This window comes from Mesorhizobium sp. 113-3-3 (assembly GCF_016756495.1).
Taxonomy (GTDB): Bacteria; Pseudomonadota; Alphaproteobacteria; order Rhizobiales; family Rhizobiaceae; genus Mesorhizobium.
Window position 1 is genome coordinate 5,071,335 of record NZ_AP023243.1, and the last position, 18,854, is coordinate 5,090,188.

12 protein-coding genes are annotated in these 18,854 nt (G+C 64.1%); 5 read left to right on the forward strand and 7 right to left on the reverse strand.

Going from position 1 to position 18,854, the window contains the following annotated elements:
* The first annotated feature begins 84 nt into the window (after positions 1-84).
* From JG746_RS25020 to JG746_RS25030, 3 genes are read left to right on the forward strand one after another with little or no spacing between them, the layout of a single operon-like run.
* Entirely contained in the window at positions 85-729 is a 645-nt protein-coding gene (locus JG746_RS25020; RefSeq protein WP_202355153.1) for a hypothetical protein, read from the forward strand.
* 51 nt (positions 730-780) lie between these two features.
* Positions 781-1,656 carry a uracil-DNA glycosylase gene (locus JG746_RS25025; protein WP_202355154.1) on the forward strand — a complete coding sequence of 292 codons (876 nt, stop codon included), beginning with the start codon at positions 781-783 and terminating at the stop codon, positions 1,654-1,656.
* Between the two features lie 53 nt (positions 1,657-1,709).
* Positions 1,710-2,522 carry a helix-turn-helix domain-containing protein gene (locus JG746_RS25030; protein ID WP_202355155.1) on the forward strand — a complete coding sequence of 271 codons (813 nt, stop codon included), beginning with the start codon at positions 1,710-1,712 and terminating at the stop codon, positions 2,520-2,522.
* On the opposite strand, the gene JG746_RS25035 is transcribed toward JG746_RS25030, so the two are convergent.
* Complete coding sequence (locus JG746_RS25035) at positions 2,523-3,482, reverse strand: DMT family transporter (protein WP_202355156.1); 960 nt, start codon at positions 3,480-3,482, stop codon at positions 2,523-2,525.
* The gene (locus JG746_RS25040) at positions 3,479-5,785 is read right to left on the reverse strand and encodes a xanthine dehydrogenase family protein molybdopterin-binding subunit (RefSeq protein WP_202355157.1); all 2,307 of its coding nucleotides are present in this window, start codon (positions 5,783-5,785) and stop codon (positions 3,479-3,481) included. Before JG746_RS25040 ends, JG746_RS25035 begins: the two co-directional genes overlap by 4 nt.
* A gap of 152 nt (positions 5,786-5,937) precedes the next feature.
* Here JG746_RS25040 and pepN point away from each other — a divergent pair, with 152 nt between their 5' ends.
* Together pepN and JG746_RS25050 are read left to right on the forward strand one after the other, a co-directional pair.
* Positions 5,938-8,583 carry an aminopeptidase N gene (pepN, locus tag JG746_RS25045; RefSeq protein WP_202355158.1) on the forward strand — a complete coding sequence of 882 codons (2,646 nt, stop codon included), beginning with the start codon at positions 5,938-5,940 and terminating at the stop codon, positions 8,581-8,583.
* Positions 8,584-8,779: 196 nt separating this feature from the next.
* Complete coding sequence (locus JG746_RS25050; RefSeq protein ID WP_202355159.1) at positions 8,780-11,101, forward strand: PAS domain-containing sensor histidine kinase; 2,322 nt, start codon at positions 8,780-8,782, stop codon at positions 11,099-11,101.
* Between the two features lie 46 nt (positions 11,102-11,147).
* Here the strand turns inward: JG746_RS25050 and JG746_RS25055 are convergent, their stop codons facing one another.
* The 5 genes from JG746_RS25055 to JG746_RS25075 all read right to left on the reverse strand — a co-directional run bounded on the left by JG746_RS25055 (position 11,148) and on the right by JG746_RS25075 (position 18,763).
* Positions 11,148-11,618 carry a hypothetical protein gene (locus JG746_RS25055; protein ID WP_202355160.1) on the reverse strand — a complete coding sequence of 157 codons (471 nt, stop codon included), beginning with the start codon at positions 11,616-11,618 and terminating at the stop codon, positions 11,148-11,150.
* A gap of 48 nt (positions 11,619-11,666) precedes the next feature.
* The gene (locus JG746_RS25060; RefSeq protein ID WP_202355161.1) at positions 11,667-14,612 is read right to left on the reverse strand and encodes a bifunctional [glutamine synthetase] adenylyltransferase/[glutamine synthetase]-adenylyl-L-tyrosine phosphorylase; all 2,946 of its coding nucleotides are present in this window, start codon (positions 14,610-14,612) and stop codon (positions 11,667-11,669) included.
* Complete coding sequence (locus JG746_RS25065; protein ID WP_202355162.1) at positions 14,612-16,090, reverse strand: sensor histidine kinase; 1,479 nt, start codon at positions 16,088-16,090, stop codon at positions 14,612-14,614. Before JG746_RS25065 ends, JG746_RS25060 begins: the two co-directional genes overlap by 1 nt.
* Positions 16,091-16,182: 92 nt before the next feature.
* On the reverse strand, positions 16,183-16,857 hold the full coding sequence (locus tag JG746_RS25070; RefSeq protein WP_027041628.1) for a response regulator transcription factor: 675 nt from the start codon (positions 16,855-16,857) through the stop codon (positions 16,183-16,185).
* Positions 16,858-17,212: 355 nt separating this feature from the next.
* Complete coding sequence (locus tag JG746_RS25075; protein WP_202355163.1) at positions 17,213-18,763, reverse strand: Do family serine endopeptidase; 1,551 nt, start codon at positions 18,761-18,763, stop codon at positions 17,213-17,215.
* Between the last annotated feature and the right edge of the window lie 91 nt (positions 18,764-18,854).

An 18,854-nucleotide genomic window follows, 5' to 3' on the forward strand; every position in this document is an offset into this window, starting at 1 on the left:
GGACAGCCATTTGCGCCTGATAAGACCGGCCCGCCTTGCTTTTTTAATTGTTCGGCGGCTTGCTTATCGGCCATACTTCCCGCCATGCGCTTTCCTGGGCCAGCGGGCTTTTCTTCGACGCGCTTTGTTTTCCCGCCCGGCCGGGCCTGCCGGGCGATTCTTCCGGCCCTTCTGATGTTGGCATCGGGGCACGCCGCCGCGGACGAGGTCAAGGTCTGGGCGACGGGCGCCTACTCCTTCTCCGACGAGCTTGGCGGCTTCCGCATCACCGGAGCCTCCGGCATCGGAACCAAGGACGATCCGCTGGTCATCACCGAGGAGCTGAATTCGGCAACACCCGTGACGCTGACCATCCGCACGACAAAGCCGATCGAGACATTCGGCAAGGCGGGCGAATTCGCCAATGGCATCATGTATATGCGCATCAACGTGCTCAACAACAGCGGCCAGGCCTGGATCGAATTCCAGTTCGAGCTTCAGGAGATACTGGATCAGCCGAGTGTGTTTGGTGATGGGCTGTCTTTCGACCAGCGCAACAAGACACCGGACAATATCTGGTCGAGCAATTTCGCCGATTTCGACCGCGACTTCGAACCCTATGACCGGCTGCTGTTCAAGAACGGCAAGGTCGACCCGCTGAAGACCGTCAGCTTCGAGTTCCTGATGACGGATTACACGCCACGCTGGACCTTTTATCTGGTGCAGGATCCGCGCATCCCGACGGGATAGGGCAAGCCGCCGGTCTTGCAAATTTCGGCCATGGGGACGAATGTGCGCGCCATGACTGCCGCCTCCCCCAACAGCCCGACCGATATTGCCGACATCCTGGCCTTCTATGCCAGCGCCGGTGTCGATGAGGCGTTGGAAGACGCCCCGGTGAACCGCTTCGCCGAGGCGGCGCCGAAGCCTGTCGAACGCGCACCGGCACCAGTGGCGCCCGCTCGCGAGGACACGGCGCCCGAACGGCCAGCGGCACCGCCCGGGCTGGATGCAAGCAAGGTGCCGGATGCGCCACCGGCGCGTTCATCGGTCGCCGCGGTGCCAGACGAAGCCCAGGCGGCGCTCGCGCGCCAGCTGGCGACGACGGCAACGACCCTGGACGAGTTGCGCCAGCACATGGCTGCCTTCGACGGCTGCAATCTCAAGGCCACCGCCAAGAACCTGGTGTTCGCCGACGGCAACCCGGAGGCCGCGGTGATGCTGGTGGGCGAAGCGCCGGGCCGCGACGAGGACATTGAGGGGCTGCCCTTCGTCGGCCGTTCGGGGCGGCTGCTCGATCGCATGCTGGCCGCGATCGGGCTCGACCGCACCTCGGTCTACATTGCCAACGTCATCCCGTGGCGGCCGCCGGGCAACCGCACGCCGACGCCGCACGAGACGGAAATCTGCAGGCCGTTCATCGAGCGGCAGATCGAACTGGTCAATCCCAAGGTGTTGATCAATCTCGGTGGACCATCGGCCAAGACGTTGCTCAACACCTCGGAAGGCATTTTGCGGCTGCGCGGCAACTGGCGTGTCCACACGACCGCCTCCGGCATCGCCATTCCAGCCATGCCGACGCTGCATCCGGCCTATCTCCTGCGAACGCCCGCTCACAAGAAGCTGGCGTGGCGGGATTTTCTCGAGGTAAAGGCGAAGCTGCGGACGCTCTCCTAGCGATAACCTCGGAGGTAATTGAAATCGCTGTGCCGCCGCCTTAATCCTGACCCATGACATCAGCCCAAACCTCCGCCGGCAGTCTCATCCGCGAATGGCGCACGCGCCGCCGCATGTCCCAGCTCGACCTCGCCACGGAAGCCGAAATCTCGCAGCGGCATCTAAGCTTTGTCGAGAGCGGGCGCGCCGCGCCGTCGCGCGACATGGTGCTGCATCTGGCGGAGCAGCTTTCGATCCCGCTGAGGCAACGCAACCAGCTGCTGCTGGCCGCAGGTTTCGCGCCGAGCTTCAGCGAACGGCCGCTCGGCGACACGACCTTGGCACCGGCGATGGCGGCGGTCGAGATTGTGCTCAAAGGACATGAGCCCTTCCCGGCGCTGGCGGTGGACCGGCACTGGAACCTGGTTTCAGCAAACGCCGCGATCGCTCCTTTCCTTGCCGATGTCAGCGAGGCTTCGCTGCTGGCACCACCGGTCAACGTGCTTCGCCTTTCCCTGCATCCCGGCGGCATCGCACCGCGCATCGTCAACCTCGCGGAATGGCGCACGCACCTGCTTGAGCGTCTCAAGCACCAGAACGATGCCAGCGGCGACCCGGTGCTGGTCGAACTGGAGCGCGAGCTGCGAACCTATCCGTCCGGGCTGAAGGGCAGCAGGCCAACACCGGTCGAGCCCAATGCCATCGTGCATCCGCTTCGGCTTGCCCATGGCGATCAGGTGCTATCGTTCATCAGCACCATCACCGTCTTCGGCACGCCGCTCGACGTGACCTTGTCGGAACTGGCGATCGAATCTTTCTTTCCGGCCGACGAGCAGACCCGCGCGGTGCTGGTGCGGCTGGCCAAGGAGCGGTCGGAACGGTCCTGATCAGCCTTGAGGCAGTGTTACCTTGCGCGTTCGCGTGCGCTCCAGGCCCAGTTGCCGCTCGCGCCAGATGATGAAGATGCCGGCGGCTACCACGATCGCACCGCCAAGCAGCGTGTTGAGCGAGGTCACGTCGGAGAAAATGAAATAGCCGACGACGACGCCGAGGATCATCGAGGTGTATTCGAACGGCGCCACTACCGAGGCCTCGGCATGGCGGTAGGCCGAGGTCATCAGGATCTGGCCAAGGCCGCCGCAGAAGCCGGCCATGATGAGCAGCGCCGCTTGCGCCGGCGCCAGAGCTTGCCAGCCGAAAGGCAGCGTCAGCAGCGAGAGCACGCTCGCCGTCGACGAGAACCATAACACGATGGTCGCCGTCTTCTCCGTCTGCACGAGATTGCGCACGAGCAGCATGGCGACAGCCGAGATCGCCGCCGCCACCAGCGCGGCCATCACGCCCAGCACCTCCTGGTCGTCGAGCGCTTCATCCGAGTTGAGCAGGGTCAGTTCCGGCCAGGAAATGACGAGCACGCCAATGAGACCGACGGCGACAGCGCTCCAGCGATAGATACGGATCGACTCGCCAAGGAAGATCGAGGAGAACACCACGACCAGCAGCGGCTGTGCGTAGTTCAAGGTGATCGCCTCCGGCAGCGGCAGCCTGGTGAGCGCGAAGAAGCCAAGCCCCATGGCGCCGACGCCGACAACGCCGCGCGCGACATGGTTGAAGGGACGTTTGGTGACGAATGCCGTCGCCAGCTGTCCCTTCAACGCCAGGAAGGCAATGATCGGAAAGATGGCGAAGAAGGAGCGGAAGAAGACGATCTGTCCCGCCGGCACGTCGCCGGCCGCCTTGATGCAGGTTTGCATGCCGACAAAAACCGCGACGGACACGATCTTGAGGGCGATGCCCCTCAGCGTGCCGTGGCCGGCCGTCGTTCCTGGTTCCACCCCTGACGTCACGCTGGCGATACGCTCCTGATCGCGGCCCAGATGCGCGCCGGCGTCGCCGGCATCTCGATATGCCTGATGCCATAGGCGCGCCACAGCGCGTCGGTGACGGCGTTGAGCGCCGCCGGTGTCGAGCCGATCGTGCCGGCCTCGCCGGCGCCCTTGATGCCCAGCGCATTGGTGGTCGAAGGCACGTTCCGGGTCTCGAAATGGAAGAACGGGACATTGTCGGCGCGCGGCATGGCGTAGTCCATGAAGCTCGCCGTCAAGAGTTGCCCATCATCGCCATGGATGGTGTTCTCGGTCAGCGCCTGACCGATGCCTTGCACGACGCCGCCATGCACCTGGCCGGCAAGCAGGATCGGATTAACGGTGACGCCGAAATCGTCGACGATGGTGTAACGGACAATCTCGGTCGCGCCGGTATCGGGATCGATCTCGACCTCGCATATATGGGTGCCGTTCGGATAGGTGCACTCGTCCTGCACGAACTCACCGAACCCCTTGAGGTCATCAGGCGTCTTCGCAGCCTTGGCGATGCTCGAGAAATCGATGCTCCTGTCGGTGCCGACGATACGGGCAACGCCATCGAACAGTTCGATATCGCCGGCCGAGGCCTCAAGCTCGTCGGCGGCGATGCGCTTGATCTTGTTGGCCAGATCCTCGCCCGCGCGGGACGCCGATACACCCCCCAGCGGAATGGAGCGCGAGCCGCCGGTGCCGCCGCCCGCCTTCAATTCGTCGGTGTCGCCCTGGCGGACATGGACCTTGTCGATGTCGAGATTGAGTTTTTCCGACAGGAACTGCGCATAGGCGGTGGCATGCCCCTGGCCGTTGGTCTGGGTGCCGATCTTCAACGTCACCGTGCCGTCGCCATTGAGCTCGACAAAGGCCGGTTCGGAGCCCGGAAAGGCGCAGGCCTCGATATAGGTCGCCATGCCGATGCCGCGGATCTTGCCGCCGGTCTTGGACTGTTCCAGCCGCCGCGGGAACGCCTTCCACTCAGACCGTTCGATGGCACGGTCCATATGCCCTTCGAATTCGCCATTGTCGTAGAGCCGGCCGGTCTGCGTGCGGTAGGGAAACTGCGCGGGCCGGATGAAGTTGCGGCGGCGGATTTCTTCGACAGGCAGGCCGAGATCATGCGCGCAGGCATCGACCAGCTTCTCCAACAGGAACGCCGCCTCGGGACGCCCGGCGCCGCGATAGGCGTCGACCGGGCAAGTGTTGGTGTAGAGGCCGGTCACCGAGACATCGAGCGCCCTGATATCATAGACGCCGGTCGACATGGTGATGCCGACATAGGGAATGAAAGGGCCATATTGCGAGACATAGGCGCCGATATTGGCGAGCAGCTCGACCCTCATGCCAAGAAAGCGCCCATCCTTGTCGAGCGCCATCTCGGCCGTCACCGCGTTGTCGCGGCCCTGCGCGTCGGTGAGGAAATGTTCGGTGCGGTCGCCGGCCCACTTCACCGGGCGGCCAAGCCGCTTCGCCGCCTCGAGCACCAGCGGATATTCGCGGTAAACGAAGCTCTTCGGCCCGAAACCGCCGCCGACATCGGGCGTGATGACGCGCAGCTGGTCCTTCTTGATCTTGAACACGCTGGCCAGGATATACTGCATGGAATGCACGCCCTGCGACCCGGTGGTCAGCACGAAGCGGTCTTCCCCGGCATTCCATTCGCCGATCGCCGAGCGCGGCTCCATATAGTTGCAGACGAGCCGGTTGTTGATGAATTCGATGCGGGTGACGTGAGCGGCCCCGGCGAAAGCCGCGTCCGTCTTTTTCCTATCGCCCATATGATAGGTGAAGGCGCGGTTGGAGCCGAGTTCCGGCCAGACCAGCGGCGTGCCTTCGGCAAGCGCCGTCGCGGTGCCGGAGGCGGCGTCCTCGCCGTCATAATCGACCTCGATCAGTTCGGCGGCATCCTGCGCCAAGGCACGGCTGTCGGCGACGACAAAGGCAACCGCATCGCCGACATAGTTGACGCGGTCCCGGCACAGGATAGGAATGTCGCGCGTCGGCGCTTTGGTGCCGTCCGGCTGTGCCTGCATGACGCCAGACTTGAGATCGCGCAGATGGGGGAGATCCTTGCCGGTCAGCACCAGATGGACGCCGGGTGCCGTCTTCGCCGCGTCGATCGAGCCGATGGTGAAGCTCGCCTTGGCGATCGGCGAGCGCAGGACATAGCCGTGCAGGACGCCGGCCGGCTGGATATCATCGGTATAGCGGCCCAGCCCCTGGATGAAGGCGGCATCCTCGCGCCGCAGCACGGAAGCGCCCATGCCGAATTTCGGTGTGACGACGGTCATGACTGCCTCGCGCGGATGTGGAGAAGGAATGCCTGAAATAGGCATCGGCCGAGTTTTGTCGAGGGACCATTTCGTGTAAAGAGCGCGGACTTCAAATTTCTTGGACCAGCGGGAATTCCGCGTCCAAAGCAATCGACAGGAAAAACAACGGAATGCGCACGGACACCGGCCAGGTCTTCAAGCTCGAAGACTATCGCCCCAACGACTATCTCATTCCGCAGACCAACCTCACCTTCCGCCTTTCGCCCGAGGCCACGATCGTCACCGCGACACTGACGGTCGAACGTCGCGACGGCGTAGCCGCGACCGCGCCATTGGTGCTCGACGGCGACGGGCTGACGCTCAAGCGCATCGAGATCGACGGCAAGAAGGCAAAACCGGCAGACCTTCTGGTGACGCCTGACCAGCTCACTATTCTCATGCCGCCGGCCGCGCGCCGCTTCCAGCTGCTGATCGAGACCGAACTGGCCCCTGCGGTCAACGAGGCCCTGATGGGTCTCTATCGCTCGAACAACGTCTATTGCACGCAATGCGAGGCCGAGGGCTTTCGCCGCATCACCTATTTCCTCGATCGCCCCGACATCCTGTCCGTCTACACGGTGCGGATCGAGGCGCTGCGCGACGAGGCACCGCTGCTCCTGTCCAATGGCAATCCGGGAGACAAGGGCGACGTCGGCGACGGTTGGCACTATGCCGTCTGGCATGACCCCTTCCCCAAGCCGTCCTACCTGTTCGCGCTGGTGGCCGGCAATCTCGGCCAGGTCGCCGACAGTTTCGTCACGATGTCGGGCCGCGAGGTCGAACTCGGCATCTATGTCGAGCGCGGCAAGGAGAAGCTGGCCGGCTACGCCATGGACGCCCTGAAGCGGTCGATGCGATGGGACGAGGAGGCGTTTGGCCGCGAATACGACCTCGACGTCTTCAACATCGTTGCCGTGTCCGACTTCAACATGGGGGCGATGGAGAACAAGGGGCTCAACATCTTCAACGACAAATATGTGCTGGCCGACCAGGAGACGGCGACGGACGCCGATTTCGCCAATATCGAGGCGATCATCGCGCATGAGTATTTCCACAATTGGACAGGCAACAGAATCACTTGCCGCGACTGGTTCCAGCTTTGCCTGAAGGAAGGCCTGACGGTCTTCCGCGACCATGAATTCTCCGCCGACCAGCGCTCGCGCGCGGTCAAGCGCATCGCTGAGGTGCGTACGCTGCGCGCCCACCAGTTTCCCGAGGACCAAGGCCCGCTGGCGCACCCGGTGCGGCCGCGCCGCTACCGCGAGATCAACAATTTCTACACGGCGACGGTCTACGAAAAGGGTTCCGAAGTGGTGCGCATGATCCGCACCATTCTGGGGGCAGATGCCTTCCGCGCCGGCATGGACCTGTATTTCGACCGGCATGACGGCGAAGCGGCGACCATTGAGGATTTCATCAAGGTGTTCGAGGATGCCTCGGGCCGCGACCTGTCGCAGTTCGCGCTCTGGTATCATCAGGCAGGCACGCCCAATCTGACCGTGAGTTCGACGCACAATGCGGCTGCCCAGGAATTCACGCTCGAAATCGAGCAGTCGGTGCCGCCGACCCCCTCCGAAAGCCGCAAGCGGCTGATGCATATTCCGCTCGCCTTCGGGCTGATCGGCGCCGGCGGCAAGCCTGTCGCGTATAGCGGCGTCGAGGGCGCCAGCGTCGAGGACGGCGTCATCCATCTGCGCAAGCGCCGCCACATGGTGCGGTTCTCGGGTGTTGCGGAACGTCCGGCGGTGTCGCTCAACCGCGGCTTTTCGGCGCCGGTGACGCTGTCGGTCGAGCAGAAGGCCGACGACCAGTTCTTCCTCGCCCGCCATGACAGTGATGCCTTCTCGCGCTGGCAGGCGTTCAACACGCTGCTTACCGATGCGCTGATCGCTGCCTTCCGTGAGTTTCTTGGCGGCAAGCAGCCGGTCTTCGCGACACGGCTTGTCGAACTCGCCGGCAGCATCGCCGCCGATGAGATGCTGGAACCTGCCTATCGGGCGCTGGCGCTGGCACTGCCCGGCGATGCCGACATCGCCCGCGACATCGGCAGGAATATCGACCCCGACGCCATTCACGCGGCCCGCGAGGCGCTGGCGCTGGCAATCGCCACCGCCAATGGCGCGGCATTTTCCAGCCTCTACCACAGCCTCGCGGACAAGGCTGCGTTCAGCCCGGATGCGGCCAGCGCGGGACGACGCGCCTTGCGCAACATTTTGCTGGATTATCTCTCGCTGCTGCCGGGCGGAGCAGCATTGGCGGCCGGGCATTTCCAGTCCGCCACCAACATGACCGACCGCGCGTCCGCCCTTGCCGTGCTTGCGTATCGCCACCATGGTTCGCCGGAGGCAAACAAGGCGCTGGCGGCTTTCGAGAAAAAGTACGCGTCCGACCCGCTGGTCATGGACAAATGGTTCCAGATCCAGGCCGGCGTGCCGGGACCGCAGGCTGTGGCCACGGTTCGGGCGCTAACCGCTCATGCGGCCTTCTCGATGGCCAATCCAAACCGGGTGCGCTCACTGATCGGCACATTCTCCAGCGCCAACCAGACGGGCTTCCACCGCGCCGATGGCGAAGGCTACCGGTTTTTCGCGCAGACGGTGCTCAAGGTCGAAAAGCGCAACCCGCAAGTGGCGGCAAGGCTGGCGACGGCACTGCGGTCGTGGCGCTCGCTCGAACCGGGCCGGCAGGCCAAGGCCCGGGAAGCGCTGCTTTCGATCGCCAGCGCCGAAAACCTGTCGGCGGATCTGCGCGATATCGTCGAGCGCACGCTGGCCTAGGCACCCTTGCCTTCTCCCATGCGGGGAGAAGGCCCGAGCCGTCGCGCCTCCAAAACCGATTATTTTAGTCGATTTTTAATCTTTTTTCGCCGGGCCACTGGACAAGGCGAATCACGTTTGATTCTTTACTGACGATTCGGAAGTGCGGCGTTTGCCGGATCACAAAGCAGCATAGGCAATTCGGGGAGTGCCATTTATGGCGAAGGCGGACGCGTGGGGCGCGCCCGGTGGGATGGTTTTTGCGCGTCGCGAGACGCGCAGCGACGGCCTTGCCGGGAATACGCGGCTCATTGCCGAACCGGCCTACAAGCGGCTCCTGGCCGCCGAACCGCTGCTGCGCCGTTCGATACCGGCCCTCATCATCATCTTCCTGCTCGTCATCGCGGCGCTTCGCGTGCTGTCGCTGATGAACGAACGCGACGATGTCGAGCGCGACGCCAAGGCGATCCTGACGCTGGCGGCGGGCCAATTGGCCAGTTCTCTGGCCACCACCTCGGACACGGTGCCCGGTGCCGTCCAGGACCTGCTGGAGACCACCAGCCGGCAGGGCGCGATGGGCCGCAGCCATGTGCTCGTCATCACCGACAGCGCCTTCCGGATCACCGCGGTGACGCCGCGCTCGATGCCGTGGCAAGGCCATTCGCTCGACGGCCTCGTCCAGGGCGGCCAACCGTTGTTCATGTTTGGCGACCGCGCCGGCGTCATGGAGGTCAATATCGGCGGCCGGGACTGGTACGCCGCGGTCAGCGTTGCCAAGGATCGGAAGGGAGCTGCGGCAGCGCTGGTGCCGCAAGAAGCCGTGTTCGACACATGGCGCAAGACCGTCTCGCTGAACGTCACCCTGTTCGTGCTGACGGCCGGCGTGCTGATCATCATCCTCTACGCCTATTTCGGGCAGGCGGCGCGCGCCCAGGCGGCCGACCGCATCTATCTCGAAGCGCATCAGCGCATTGACATGGCGCTGGTGCGCGGCCGCTGCGGCCTGTGGGACTGGGACATGGTGCGCGGCAAGATGTACTGGTCGCGTTCCATGTACGACATGCTGGGCTACGAGCCCTGCGAGACGATGCTGTCCTTCGGCGAGGTCGACGAGATCATCCATCCCGAAGACGGCGACCTGTTCGAGCTCGCCAACAGAATTGTCGCCCGCGAGATCGACCATATCGACCAGGTGTTCCGGATGCGGCATGCCGATGGCCAATGGGTGTGGATGCGCGCCCGTGCGCAGGTCATGGATCCGGAAGCGCCGGAAATCCAGCTAATCGGAATCGCCGTCGACGTCACCGAACAGCGCCATCTGGCCCTGCGTTCGGAGGCGGCCGATCTTCGGCTGAGGACCGCGATCGAGAACATCAACGAATCCTTCGTGCTGTGGGATTCGGCGCAGCGGCTGATCATGTGCAACTCCAAATACCAGCAGGACAACGGGCTGTCGGATCGCGACGTGATGCCGGGTGTGACTCGCGCTTCGCTGGAAGAGCGGATGCTGGCCTTCGCTTCCGAGCGCCGGCTTGCCAACACCAATGGTCCGCAAGGCGGCGCCACTTTCGAGCGGCAGCTGTCCGACGGCCGCTGGCTGCAGGTCAATGAACTGAGGACCCGGGATGGCGGCATCGTCTCGGTCGGCTCCGACATCACCCAGATCAAGCTGCACCAGGAGAAGCTGGTCGACAGCGAGCGGCGGCTGATGGCGACGATCCATGACCTGAGCCTCGCCCGCCGGGCCGAAGAGGAACGGTCGCGCGAACTCGTAGACCTCAACCGCAAATACATGAAGGAAACCGAGCGCGCCGAGGCGGCGAACCGGGCCAAATCCGAATTCCTGGCCAACATGTCGCATGAATTGCGCACGCCGCTGAACGCCATCATAGGCTTCTCCGAACTGATGGAACAGGGGCTGTTCGGGCCGCTGGGCTCGTCGCGCTACGAGGAGTATGCCACCGACATCAACAGCAGCGGCAAATACCTGCTCGGCGTCATCAACGACATTCTCGACATGTCCAAGATCGAGGCCGGCCAGTTCTCGCTGGACCAGGAGCAGATCGACCTCGGTCCGCTGATCAGCGAGACGGTGCGCGTCGTGTCGCTGCAGGCCGCGCAGAAGGCGATCACCGTGGAAACACGCATCGCCGACGCGCTGACGCTGATCGCCGATCGCCGGGCGATCAAGCAGATCGTCATCAACCTCCTGTCCAACGCGGTCAAGTTCACTGGCCAGGGCGGCCGCATATCGGTCAGGGCCCGCAACACATCGGGCGCGCTGATACTGACCATCGAGGACAATGGCTGCGGCATCCCGAAAGAAGCGCTCGGCAAGCTCGGCCGCCCCTTCGAACAGGTGCAGAACCAGTTCTCCAAGAACCACGCCGGATCAGGCCTTGGCCTTGCCATCTCACGCTCGCTGGCCGAGCTCCAGGGCGGCGCGCTGAAGATCCGTTCGACCGAGGGCGTCGGCACGATCGTGTCCGTGCGCATTCCGGTGAAGAAGGCGCCTCCGGCGGTCAAGGCCGCCGCCTGAGCAAGCAGGCTCCGGGCGATGTCGCCGGAGCCTTGGTCAAACAATCTTATTGGACGCTGCCGTCGTCATCCGATTGGCGGTGATGACCAAAGCGATGGCCCTTCGGCAGTTCGCTCTTCTCGATCTTGCCGTCATTGTTCTTGTCGAGCATGGCGAACACCTTCTTCTCACGGCCGGTAATGTCGTCCGCGGTCAGCGTGCCGTCGCCCTTGGTGTCGTAGCGGGCGATGATGCGCCTGGCCATCCGCTCGAAGCGCGCCTTCTCCAGCGCGTCGGCGAGTTGGGCGACGGTCAGCTTGCCGCCATTGTCGGCCACGAGCTTCTTCAGCCGCGCGTTCATGGCGTCGGAAAACTGGTCGAAGGTGATGGCACCGTTTGAATCGCTCATCGCCTTGTCCAGGCGGGCCATCATGCCGTGGCGCATTTTGGCGCTGGCATTGTTTTCGGCATAGGCGGTGGTGCCGACAGCGCCGGCGAGCGCTGCGAAGGCAAGGGCAAGCTTGGTTGACTTTCTCATGGTCTTCTCCTGTTGCATCGTCACCCCCGATGCGGCCGGACAACCGTTTCACGGTCGTCCGGTACGAAACAAAAGATCAAAGTCCTTTCTGACCTTTTGCGACGTCTCCTTGAGATGTGCTTCCAGCACACCGAAATCCGGCAGGTCGGTAACCGCCAGAAGCAGATCCGAAAGCCCCGGCGGAACGTCGTCGCGCTCGAACGGGCCGGTGAGGCACAGCCGGGTCATCTGGGTCAGCGCCAAATAGAGTGCGAAGGCGGCACCAAGCTCCTGCCTGATCCCGGCATCGGCGAAGCCAGGCGCGAGGCGGGACAGGATCTCGGCCGTACCGGTGACACGCGGCCCGGCCTCGACCTGCCCGGTGATGACGGCGACCTGGGCGATGAATTCGAGATCGATCAGCCCGCCAGGGATCAACTTGATGTCCCAGAGGTCACGCGGGGGCTTTTCCTTCTCGATCATAGCCCGCATGTCCGCGGCCTCGGTCTTCACCTTTGCCGCGTCGCGCGGCTGGCCAAGGACGGCGGCAACTTCCGCTTCGACCTCGGCGCACAGACCGGCATCGCCGCCAATGGCGCGCGCCCGCGACAACGCCATGTGTTCCCAGGTCCAGGCCTCCTGGCGTTGGTATTTCTTGAAGGCGTCGATGTGGGTGGCCACCGGCCCCTTGTTGCCGGATGGCCGCAGCCGCAGATCGAGTTCGTAGAGCACCCCTTCCGCCGTCGGCGCCGATACGGCCGAGATCAGCCGCTGCGTCATGCGGGTGTAGTAGTGGGAAGGCGCCAGCGGCTTGTCGCCGTCGGAGTCCTCGGCGTCCGCGTCATGATCGTAGAGCAGGATGAGGTCGACATCCGATCCCGCGGTCAATTCGCGGCTGCCGAGCTTGCCCATGCCGAGCAGTGAAACCACGCCGCCGGCAATCGTGCCGTGGCGCGCCGCGAATTCGGCGGTCACCGCTTGCAACGCCGCCTCGATGGTGAGATCGGCGAGATCAGAAAAGGCCCGGCCGGCCCGGGCCGGATCGATCGAACCGGCAAGCAGCCGGACGCCGATCAGGAACTTTTGCTCCGAGGCAAAGATGCGCAGCCGGTCTAGCACCTCCTCAAAGGCCCTGTCGCCTTCAAGGAAAGCCGAGAGCCGCGCCGAGAGATAGGCGCGGTCGGGCAGTTCGGTGAGAAGCGCTGGGTCGAGCAGGCCGTCGAAAACATGCGGCCGGCGCGTGATGATCGCCGCCAGCCGGGGCGCAGCACCCATGATCGTCGCTATCAGCTTGAGCAGCGCGGGGTTCGACTGCAGCAGCGAGAACAGCTGGATGCCGGCCGGCAGACCGGCGAGGAATTCGTCGAAACGGATCAAGGCTTCGTCCGCCCGGCGCGTTTGGCCGAAGGCCTTGAGCAGCGCCGGCGTCAACTCCGTCAGCCGCTCGCGTGCTTCCGCCGACCGGGTGACGCGATAGCGGCCGAAATGCCAGCCGCGGATGACCCGGCAGATGTCGCTCGGCCGCTGGAAACCGAGACCCTGCAAGGTCTGCAGCGTGTTGGGGTCGTCGACATCGCCGGTGAAGACCAGATTGCCGATGCCCGCCGAAAGCTCCGGGGCAGTCTCGAACAGTGCCGCGTAATGGCGCTCGACCTGCTGCAGCGAGGCGCGGAACGCCAGGGAGAACGCCGCCGCATCGGCGAAGCCCAGCATATGGGCGATCCGCTCCAGCCCTTCATCGTCCTCCGGCAGCGTATGCGTCTGCTCGTCAGCCACCATCTGAACGGCATGCTCGACGCGGCGCAGAAACCAGTATTGGCGGGCAAGTGCGTCACGCGCATCAGCGGTGATCCAGCCACGCGCGGCGAGCTGGCCGAGCATCGGCACGGTTTCGCGGCCGCGCAGTTCCGGGAAGCGGCCGCCGGCGATGAGCTGCTGGGTCTGGACGAAGAACTCGATCTCGCGAATGCCGCCGCGACCGAGCTTGACGTTGTGGCCCTTCACGGCGATCTCGCCATGGCCTTTGTGCGCGTGGATCTGGCGCTTGATCGAATGGACGTCGGCAATCGCCGCGTAGTCCATGTATTTGCGCCAGATATAGGGCTGGAGTTCCCTAAGGAACGCAGCACCCGCAGCGAGATCGCCGGCCACCGGGCGCGCCTTGATCATCGCCGCACGTTCCCAGTTCTGGCCGCGCGCTTCGTAATAGCGCAGCGCCGCCTCGACCGGGATCGCCAGTGGCGTCGAACCGGGATCGGGGCGCAGCCTGAGATCGGTGCGGAAGACATAGCCGTGCTCGGTGCGGTCCTGCAGAATGCGCACCAGGCGGCGCGTTAGCCGCGAAAACAGTTCGGTGGCGTCGAGCGGATCGACGACGGCCGGCGCTTCCGGATCGAAGAAGACGACAAGATCGATGTCGGAGGAGAAATTCAGCTCATGCGCGCCGAGTTTGCCCATGCCGAGCAGGATCCAGCCCGATGGCCGCGACGGGTTGTCGAGATCCGGCAGTTTGAGCTTGCCCTGGCCATGCGCGTCGCGCAGCAGGAAGTCGACGGCCGCGCGGGTGCAGGCATCGGCAAGGTCACTCAGCCGCCGCACCGTCAGCGATGTTTGCGCCTCACCGGCAAGATCGGCCAGCGCGATCAGGAAATGCGCCTCGGCCTTGCACTGGCGCAGCTCCATCATCAGGCTGGATTCGGAGATCGTCCCGGCCAGCGGCGCCTGGTCGATCGCGGCGGTGATCGCTTCCAGGCGCGCCTCGACCGGCTGGTCGAAAAGAGCATCCAGGATCCGGGGCCGGCGACGCGCCGTGTCGCGCAAAAACGGCGAGAGGTCGAAGACGGCAGCCAGGAAATCCTGGCCCTCCCCCTTGCCGGCCAGGAATTTGGCCAGCCGCGCCAGCCCTTCTTCACGTGCCGCGGTGGCGATCTCGGCCAGTTCCTGGCGCGCCCGACCTTCGTCGAGAGGGACAAGCCCGAGCGCCGGTTTCAGCAACCAGTCCGCAACCGCAGCCATCAGTGATCCTCCCGTGTGGGGAAACTCATGACCACGGATAGTCCCGGATTGCCAGGCAAGAGATCAAGCCGTCCATAGTGGAAGGTCATGACCGCCTTGGCGAGGCTGAGGCCAAGGCCGGAGCCCGGCTGCGAACGGCTCTTCTCCAGCCGCACGAAACGTTCGGTCGCCCGGGCCCGATCGGCATCGTCCGGAATGCCCTGGCCGTTGTCGGCGACGCAAAGCCTGATCTCGCCATGCGTCCGCTCGAGCGTCACACGAACCGCCGGCTTGGACGTTGAGTCCGTCGAATATTTGATCGCATTGTCGACGATGTTGGACAGCGCCTGGCCGATCAACTCGCGGTTGCCGTCGACGAGAAAAGCCCCATTCACCTCGGCTTCGAGCGAAACGCCGGCCTCTTCCGCCACCGGCTCGTAGAGCTCGACGACATCACGCACGGCCGCCGCCAGGTCGACGCGGTTGGTGTGTTCGGAAGAATATCCGGCCTCCAGCCGGGAGATCATCAGGATGGCGTTGAAGGTCTTTATCAGCTGGTCGGACTCGGCGATGGTGCCTTCGAGCGCCTGACGGTAATCGGCAGGCTTGTGCTTGCCAGAAAGTGTCGCTTCGGCGCGGTTGCGCAGCCGGGTCAATGGCGTCTTCAGGTCATGCGCGATGTTGTCGGAAACCTGCTTGAGGCCTTCGTTGAGCGTGGCGATCCTGGCCAGCATGGAATTGAGGTTTTCCGAAAGCCGGTCGAACTCGTCACCGGCGCCGGTCACCGGCAGCCGCCCCGAGAGATCACCACCCATGATGCGACGGCTGGCCTCCGACACGCTGTCGATGCGCTTCAGCGCGGCACGGCCGACAAAGAACCAGATGAGCAGTCCGCCGAGCCCCATCATCCCGAGCGCCAGCATCAGCGCGCGGCGTATGACGGCGCGAAAGCGCTCCGGTTCGCCAAGATCGCGGCCGACCAGCATGATCATCTGGTTGGGCAGACGAAGCACCAGCGCAATGGCGTTGTGACCCTTCTCGCCTTCGGTCTGCACCGTGTTCTCGCCGGTCGAAGGCGGCGGCGTCTGGTCGGATGTTCCGCTGCGAAGGCGATCAAGCTCGCCTTCGCCAAAGCGCTTGTAGGAGAACGGCTCGGTCGTCCAACCCTCCGTGTCGATCACCCCCGGTTCGAGGCTCTGCACGTTGCCGGTCAGGATCTGGCCATTGGCATCGGCGATGAGATAGAGGTTGGCACCAGGCTGACGGGAGCGGTTTTCGACCACGCGCACCAGCACGGGCAGGCCACCGCGCTGATAGGCGCGGGCGAGGCCCAGCACTTCATCGTTGATGGTCTCCTGCGTCTGCGCCGTCAGCATGCGGGCCGACAGCGACGTCATGTAGAAGACAAGCAGCACGGCGCAGAGCGCGAAGAGCAGAAGGTAAAGCGCCGAAAGCCGAGCTGCCGTCGTCCTCATGATGGCCGGCACGGAAAGAGCCATGCTGTCGCCTAGCTCTTTGTTGGAGCATGATCTCTGGACAAACGGAAACCGTTTGCCCGAGAAAACCGGTTCCCACTTTTCGGGATCATGCTCTAGCCGCCCTTCAGCATGTAGCCGGCGCCGCGAACCGTATGCAGGATCGGCTTGTCGAAGCCTTTTTCGATCTTGCCGCGCAGCCGCGAGACGTGGACATCGATGACATTGGTCTGCGGATCGAAATGATAGTCCCAGACATTTTCGAGCAGCATGGTGCGCGTCACCACCTGGCCGGCGTGGCGCATCAAATATTCGAGCAGGCGGAATTCGCGCGGCTGCAATGTGATCTCACGCGCCGCCCGGCGGACCGAATGCGACAGCCTGTCGAGTTCAAGGTCGCCAACCCGGTAGACGGTCTCGGCCTCCTTGGCGCTGGCGCGGCGGTTCAACACCTCGACGCGGGCCAGAAGTTCGGAGAACGCATAGGGCTTGGTCAGATAATCGTCGCCGCCGGCGCGCAGGCCGGTGACCCTGTCATCGACCTCGCCCAACGCCGACAAGATCAGCACCGGCGTCGTGTTGCCCCGGGAGCGAAGGCCGGCAATGACCGACAGGCCGTCGCGGCGCGGCATCATCCGGTCGATGACCATCACATCATAGTCGCCGGCGTCGGCCAGCGCGAAACCGGTTTCGCCGTCACCGGCGACATGCGCGGTATGACCAGCCTCGGCGAAGGCTTTCTGCAGATAATCGGCAGCCTCGCGATCGTCTTCTATGACGAGAATCTTCATCGGTCCGTTATACGCGATTTCGCTGGAAGGTTGAGTAGCCGGCATCTGCATTTTAGCCTTTGCCAAAGCGCATCGCGATCAAGATGATCGAGACCGCGCGCGATAAAATCTTATTCTATGGCCGTTTTCATCCCGGACATGTCTGTCCGGGGCAGGATTGTGCAATTGCCACCCGATCCTCCAGGCCAAGGCCCGAGGGAATGTTCCGGGCGGCTTCCAAAATGTGCGGCAGCGGGCGATGGGAGGCCCGCTGCCGCTGGAGGAGAGCACGATGACTGACTAACGTACCCGGCTCCATGCTTTCCCATGCGGCGGCTCGGGGGTGTTTGATACCGCCGCATCGGAAAAGTCGTTGTCAGCCCTTGGCGACCGGCAGCGCGACGAAACGATTGTTGTTGTCGCGGGTGATCTGCATCAGTACCGCCTTGCGGCCGGCCTTCACCGCGTCGGTCATCGCCTTGGTGACGTCCTCGGTGCCGTTCACTTCGTTCGAATTGACCGCGGTGATGATGTCGCCCGGCTGGATGCCGCGATCTGCGGCCTCGCTGTCGGGATCGACGTCGGTCACCACAAGACCCTTGCCGTTTTCGGACTTGGTGACGGTGAGGCCGAGATCGGCCAGTGTGTCGGGCTTTGCCGGCGTGGCGGGCTGCTGTTGCTGGTTGTTCGAAGCCTGCTTGTCGCTGGCCGGCAGCTTGCCGAGATCGACCTTGATCGTCTGGCTCTTGCCGTCGCGCCAGACTGTGACGTCGACCGACTTGCCGGGCGAATAGGCGCCGATCAGGCGGGCGAGTTCCTTCGGCGAAGCGACGTCCTTGCCTTCGACCTGGGTGATGACGTCACCGGCCGTGATCCCAGCCTTCTTGCCGGGGCCATCATCCTGGGCGCTCGACACCAGCGCGCCATTGTTGGACTTCAGACCAAGCGATTCGGCGATGTCGGATGTGACCGGCTGGATTTCGACGCCGAGCCAGCCGCGCTGCACCGCGCCGCTCTTCATCAGGTCCTCGACAACCTGCTTGGCGGTCGAGGCAGGAATGTCGAAGGCGATACCGACACTGCCACCCGAAGGCGAGAAGATCGCCGTGTTGATGCCGACAACCTGACCGTTGAGGTTGAAGGTCGGGCCGCCCGAATTGCCGCGGTTGACCGACGCGTCGATCTGGAGGAAATCGTCGTAGGGGCCGGCGCCGATGTCACGGCCGCGCGCCGATACGATGCCGGCGGTGACGGTGCCGCCGAGGCCGAACGGATTGCCGACAGCCACAACCCAGTCGCCGACGCGAACCTTGGAATCATCGGCGAAATCGACATAGGTGAACTTGCCGCCGCCTTCGACCTTGAGCACGGCGAGATCGGTGCGCGGATCGGTACCGACCAGCTTGGCGTCGAGTTCCTTGCCGTCATTGGTCACCACGGTGAAGGCGGTGCCTTCTTCGACGACGTGGTTGTTGGTGACGAGGTAGCCGTCCTCGGAGATGAAGAAGCCGGAGCCCTGTGCCACCGGGCGCGGCTCGTCATTGCTGCGGTCGCGGTGACCGAAGCGGCGATGGCCGTCATCATTCTGGCCGCCCTGATCGCCAAAGCCGCGGAACTCCTTGAAGAAGCGGCGCAGCTGCGGATTGTTGGGAAGATTGTTGAAGCCGTCCTGGTCATCGGAGCCATCGTCGGCGGTCGGCTGGATCTTGGCCTTCACCTTGACGCTGACCACGGCCGGCGAAACGCGCTCGACGACATCGGCGAAGCCTTGCACCTGCGGCGCCTCGACACGTACGGCATCGGCCAGGACGGGGCTGGTTCCGCTGGTCAGCGCGCCAACGCCGATCACGCCGGCAACGGCGACGGAAGCGGCGGCAGCCAGGAGACGCTTGCGGGTGCGGGAATATGAATTGGGGGCAATATTCATGGGTCTCTTATCCTCTTTCAAAGGGACGCTGCTTGATCGGCATCCTCGGGGAGAGAGAATTAGAGAGGCGCACATTACAGCGCCATTTCCG

What these genes read in the sequence shown, in the direction of transcription:
- JG746_RS25050 (WP_202355159.1), top strand. Translation starts at nt 8,780, where the DNA reads ATGGCGAAGGCGGACGCGTGGGGCGCGCCCGGTGGGATGGTTTTTGCG.
- JG746_RS25070 (WP_027041628.1), bottom strand. Translation starts at nt 16,857, where the DNA reads ATGAAGATTCTCGTCATAGAAGACGATCGCGAGGCTGCCGATTATCTG.
- JG746_RS25025 (WP_202355154.1), top strand. Translation starts at nt 781, where the DNA reads ATGACTGCCGCCTCCCCCAACAGCCCGACCGATATTGCCGACATCCTG.
- JG746_RS25040 (WP_202355157.1), bottom strand. Translation starts at nt 5,785, where the DNA reads ATGACCGTCGTCACACCGAAATTCGGCATGGGCGCTTCCGTGCTGCGG.
- JG746_RS25030 (WP_202355155.1), top strand. Translation starts at nt 1,710, where the DNA reads ATGACATCAGCCCAAACCTCCGCCGGCAGTCTCATCCGCGAATGGCGC.
- JG746_RS25055 (WP_202355160.1), bottom strand. Translation starts at nt 11,618, where the DNA reads ATGAGAAAGTCAACCAAGCTTGCCCTTGCCTTCGCAGCGCTCGCCGGC.
- JG746_RS25065 (WP_202355162.1), bottom strand. Translation starts at nt 16,090, where the DNA reads ATGGCTCTTTCCGTGCCGGCCATCATGAGGACGACGGCAGCTCGGCTT.
- JG746_RS25075 (WP_202355163.1), bottom strand. Translation starts at nt 18,763, where the DNA reads ATGAATATTGCCCCCAATTCATATTCCCGCACCCGCAAGCGTCTCCTG.
- JG746_RS25020 (WP_202355153.1), top strand. Translation starts at nt 85, where the DNA reads ATGCGCTTTCCTGGGCCAGCGGGCTTTTCTTCGACGCGCTTTGTTTTC.
- JG746_RS25060 (WP_202355161.1), bottom strand. Translation starts at nt 14,612, where the DNA reads ATGGCTGCGGTTGCGGACTGGTTGCTGAAACCGGCGCTCGGGCTTGTC.
- pepN (WP_202355158.1), top strand. Translation starts at nt 5,938, where the DNA reads ATGCGCACGGACACCGGCCAGGTCTTCAAGCTCGAAGACTATCGCCCC.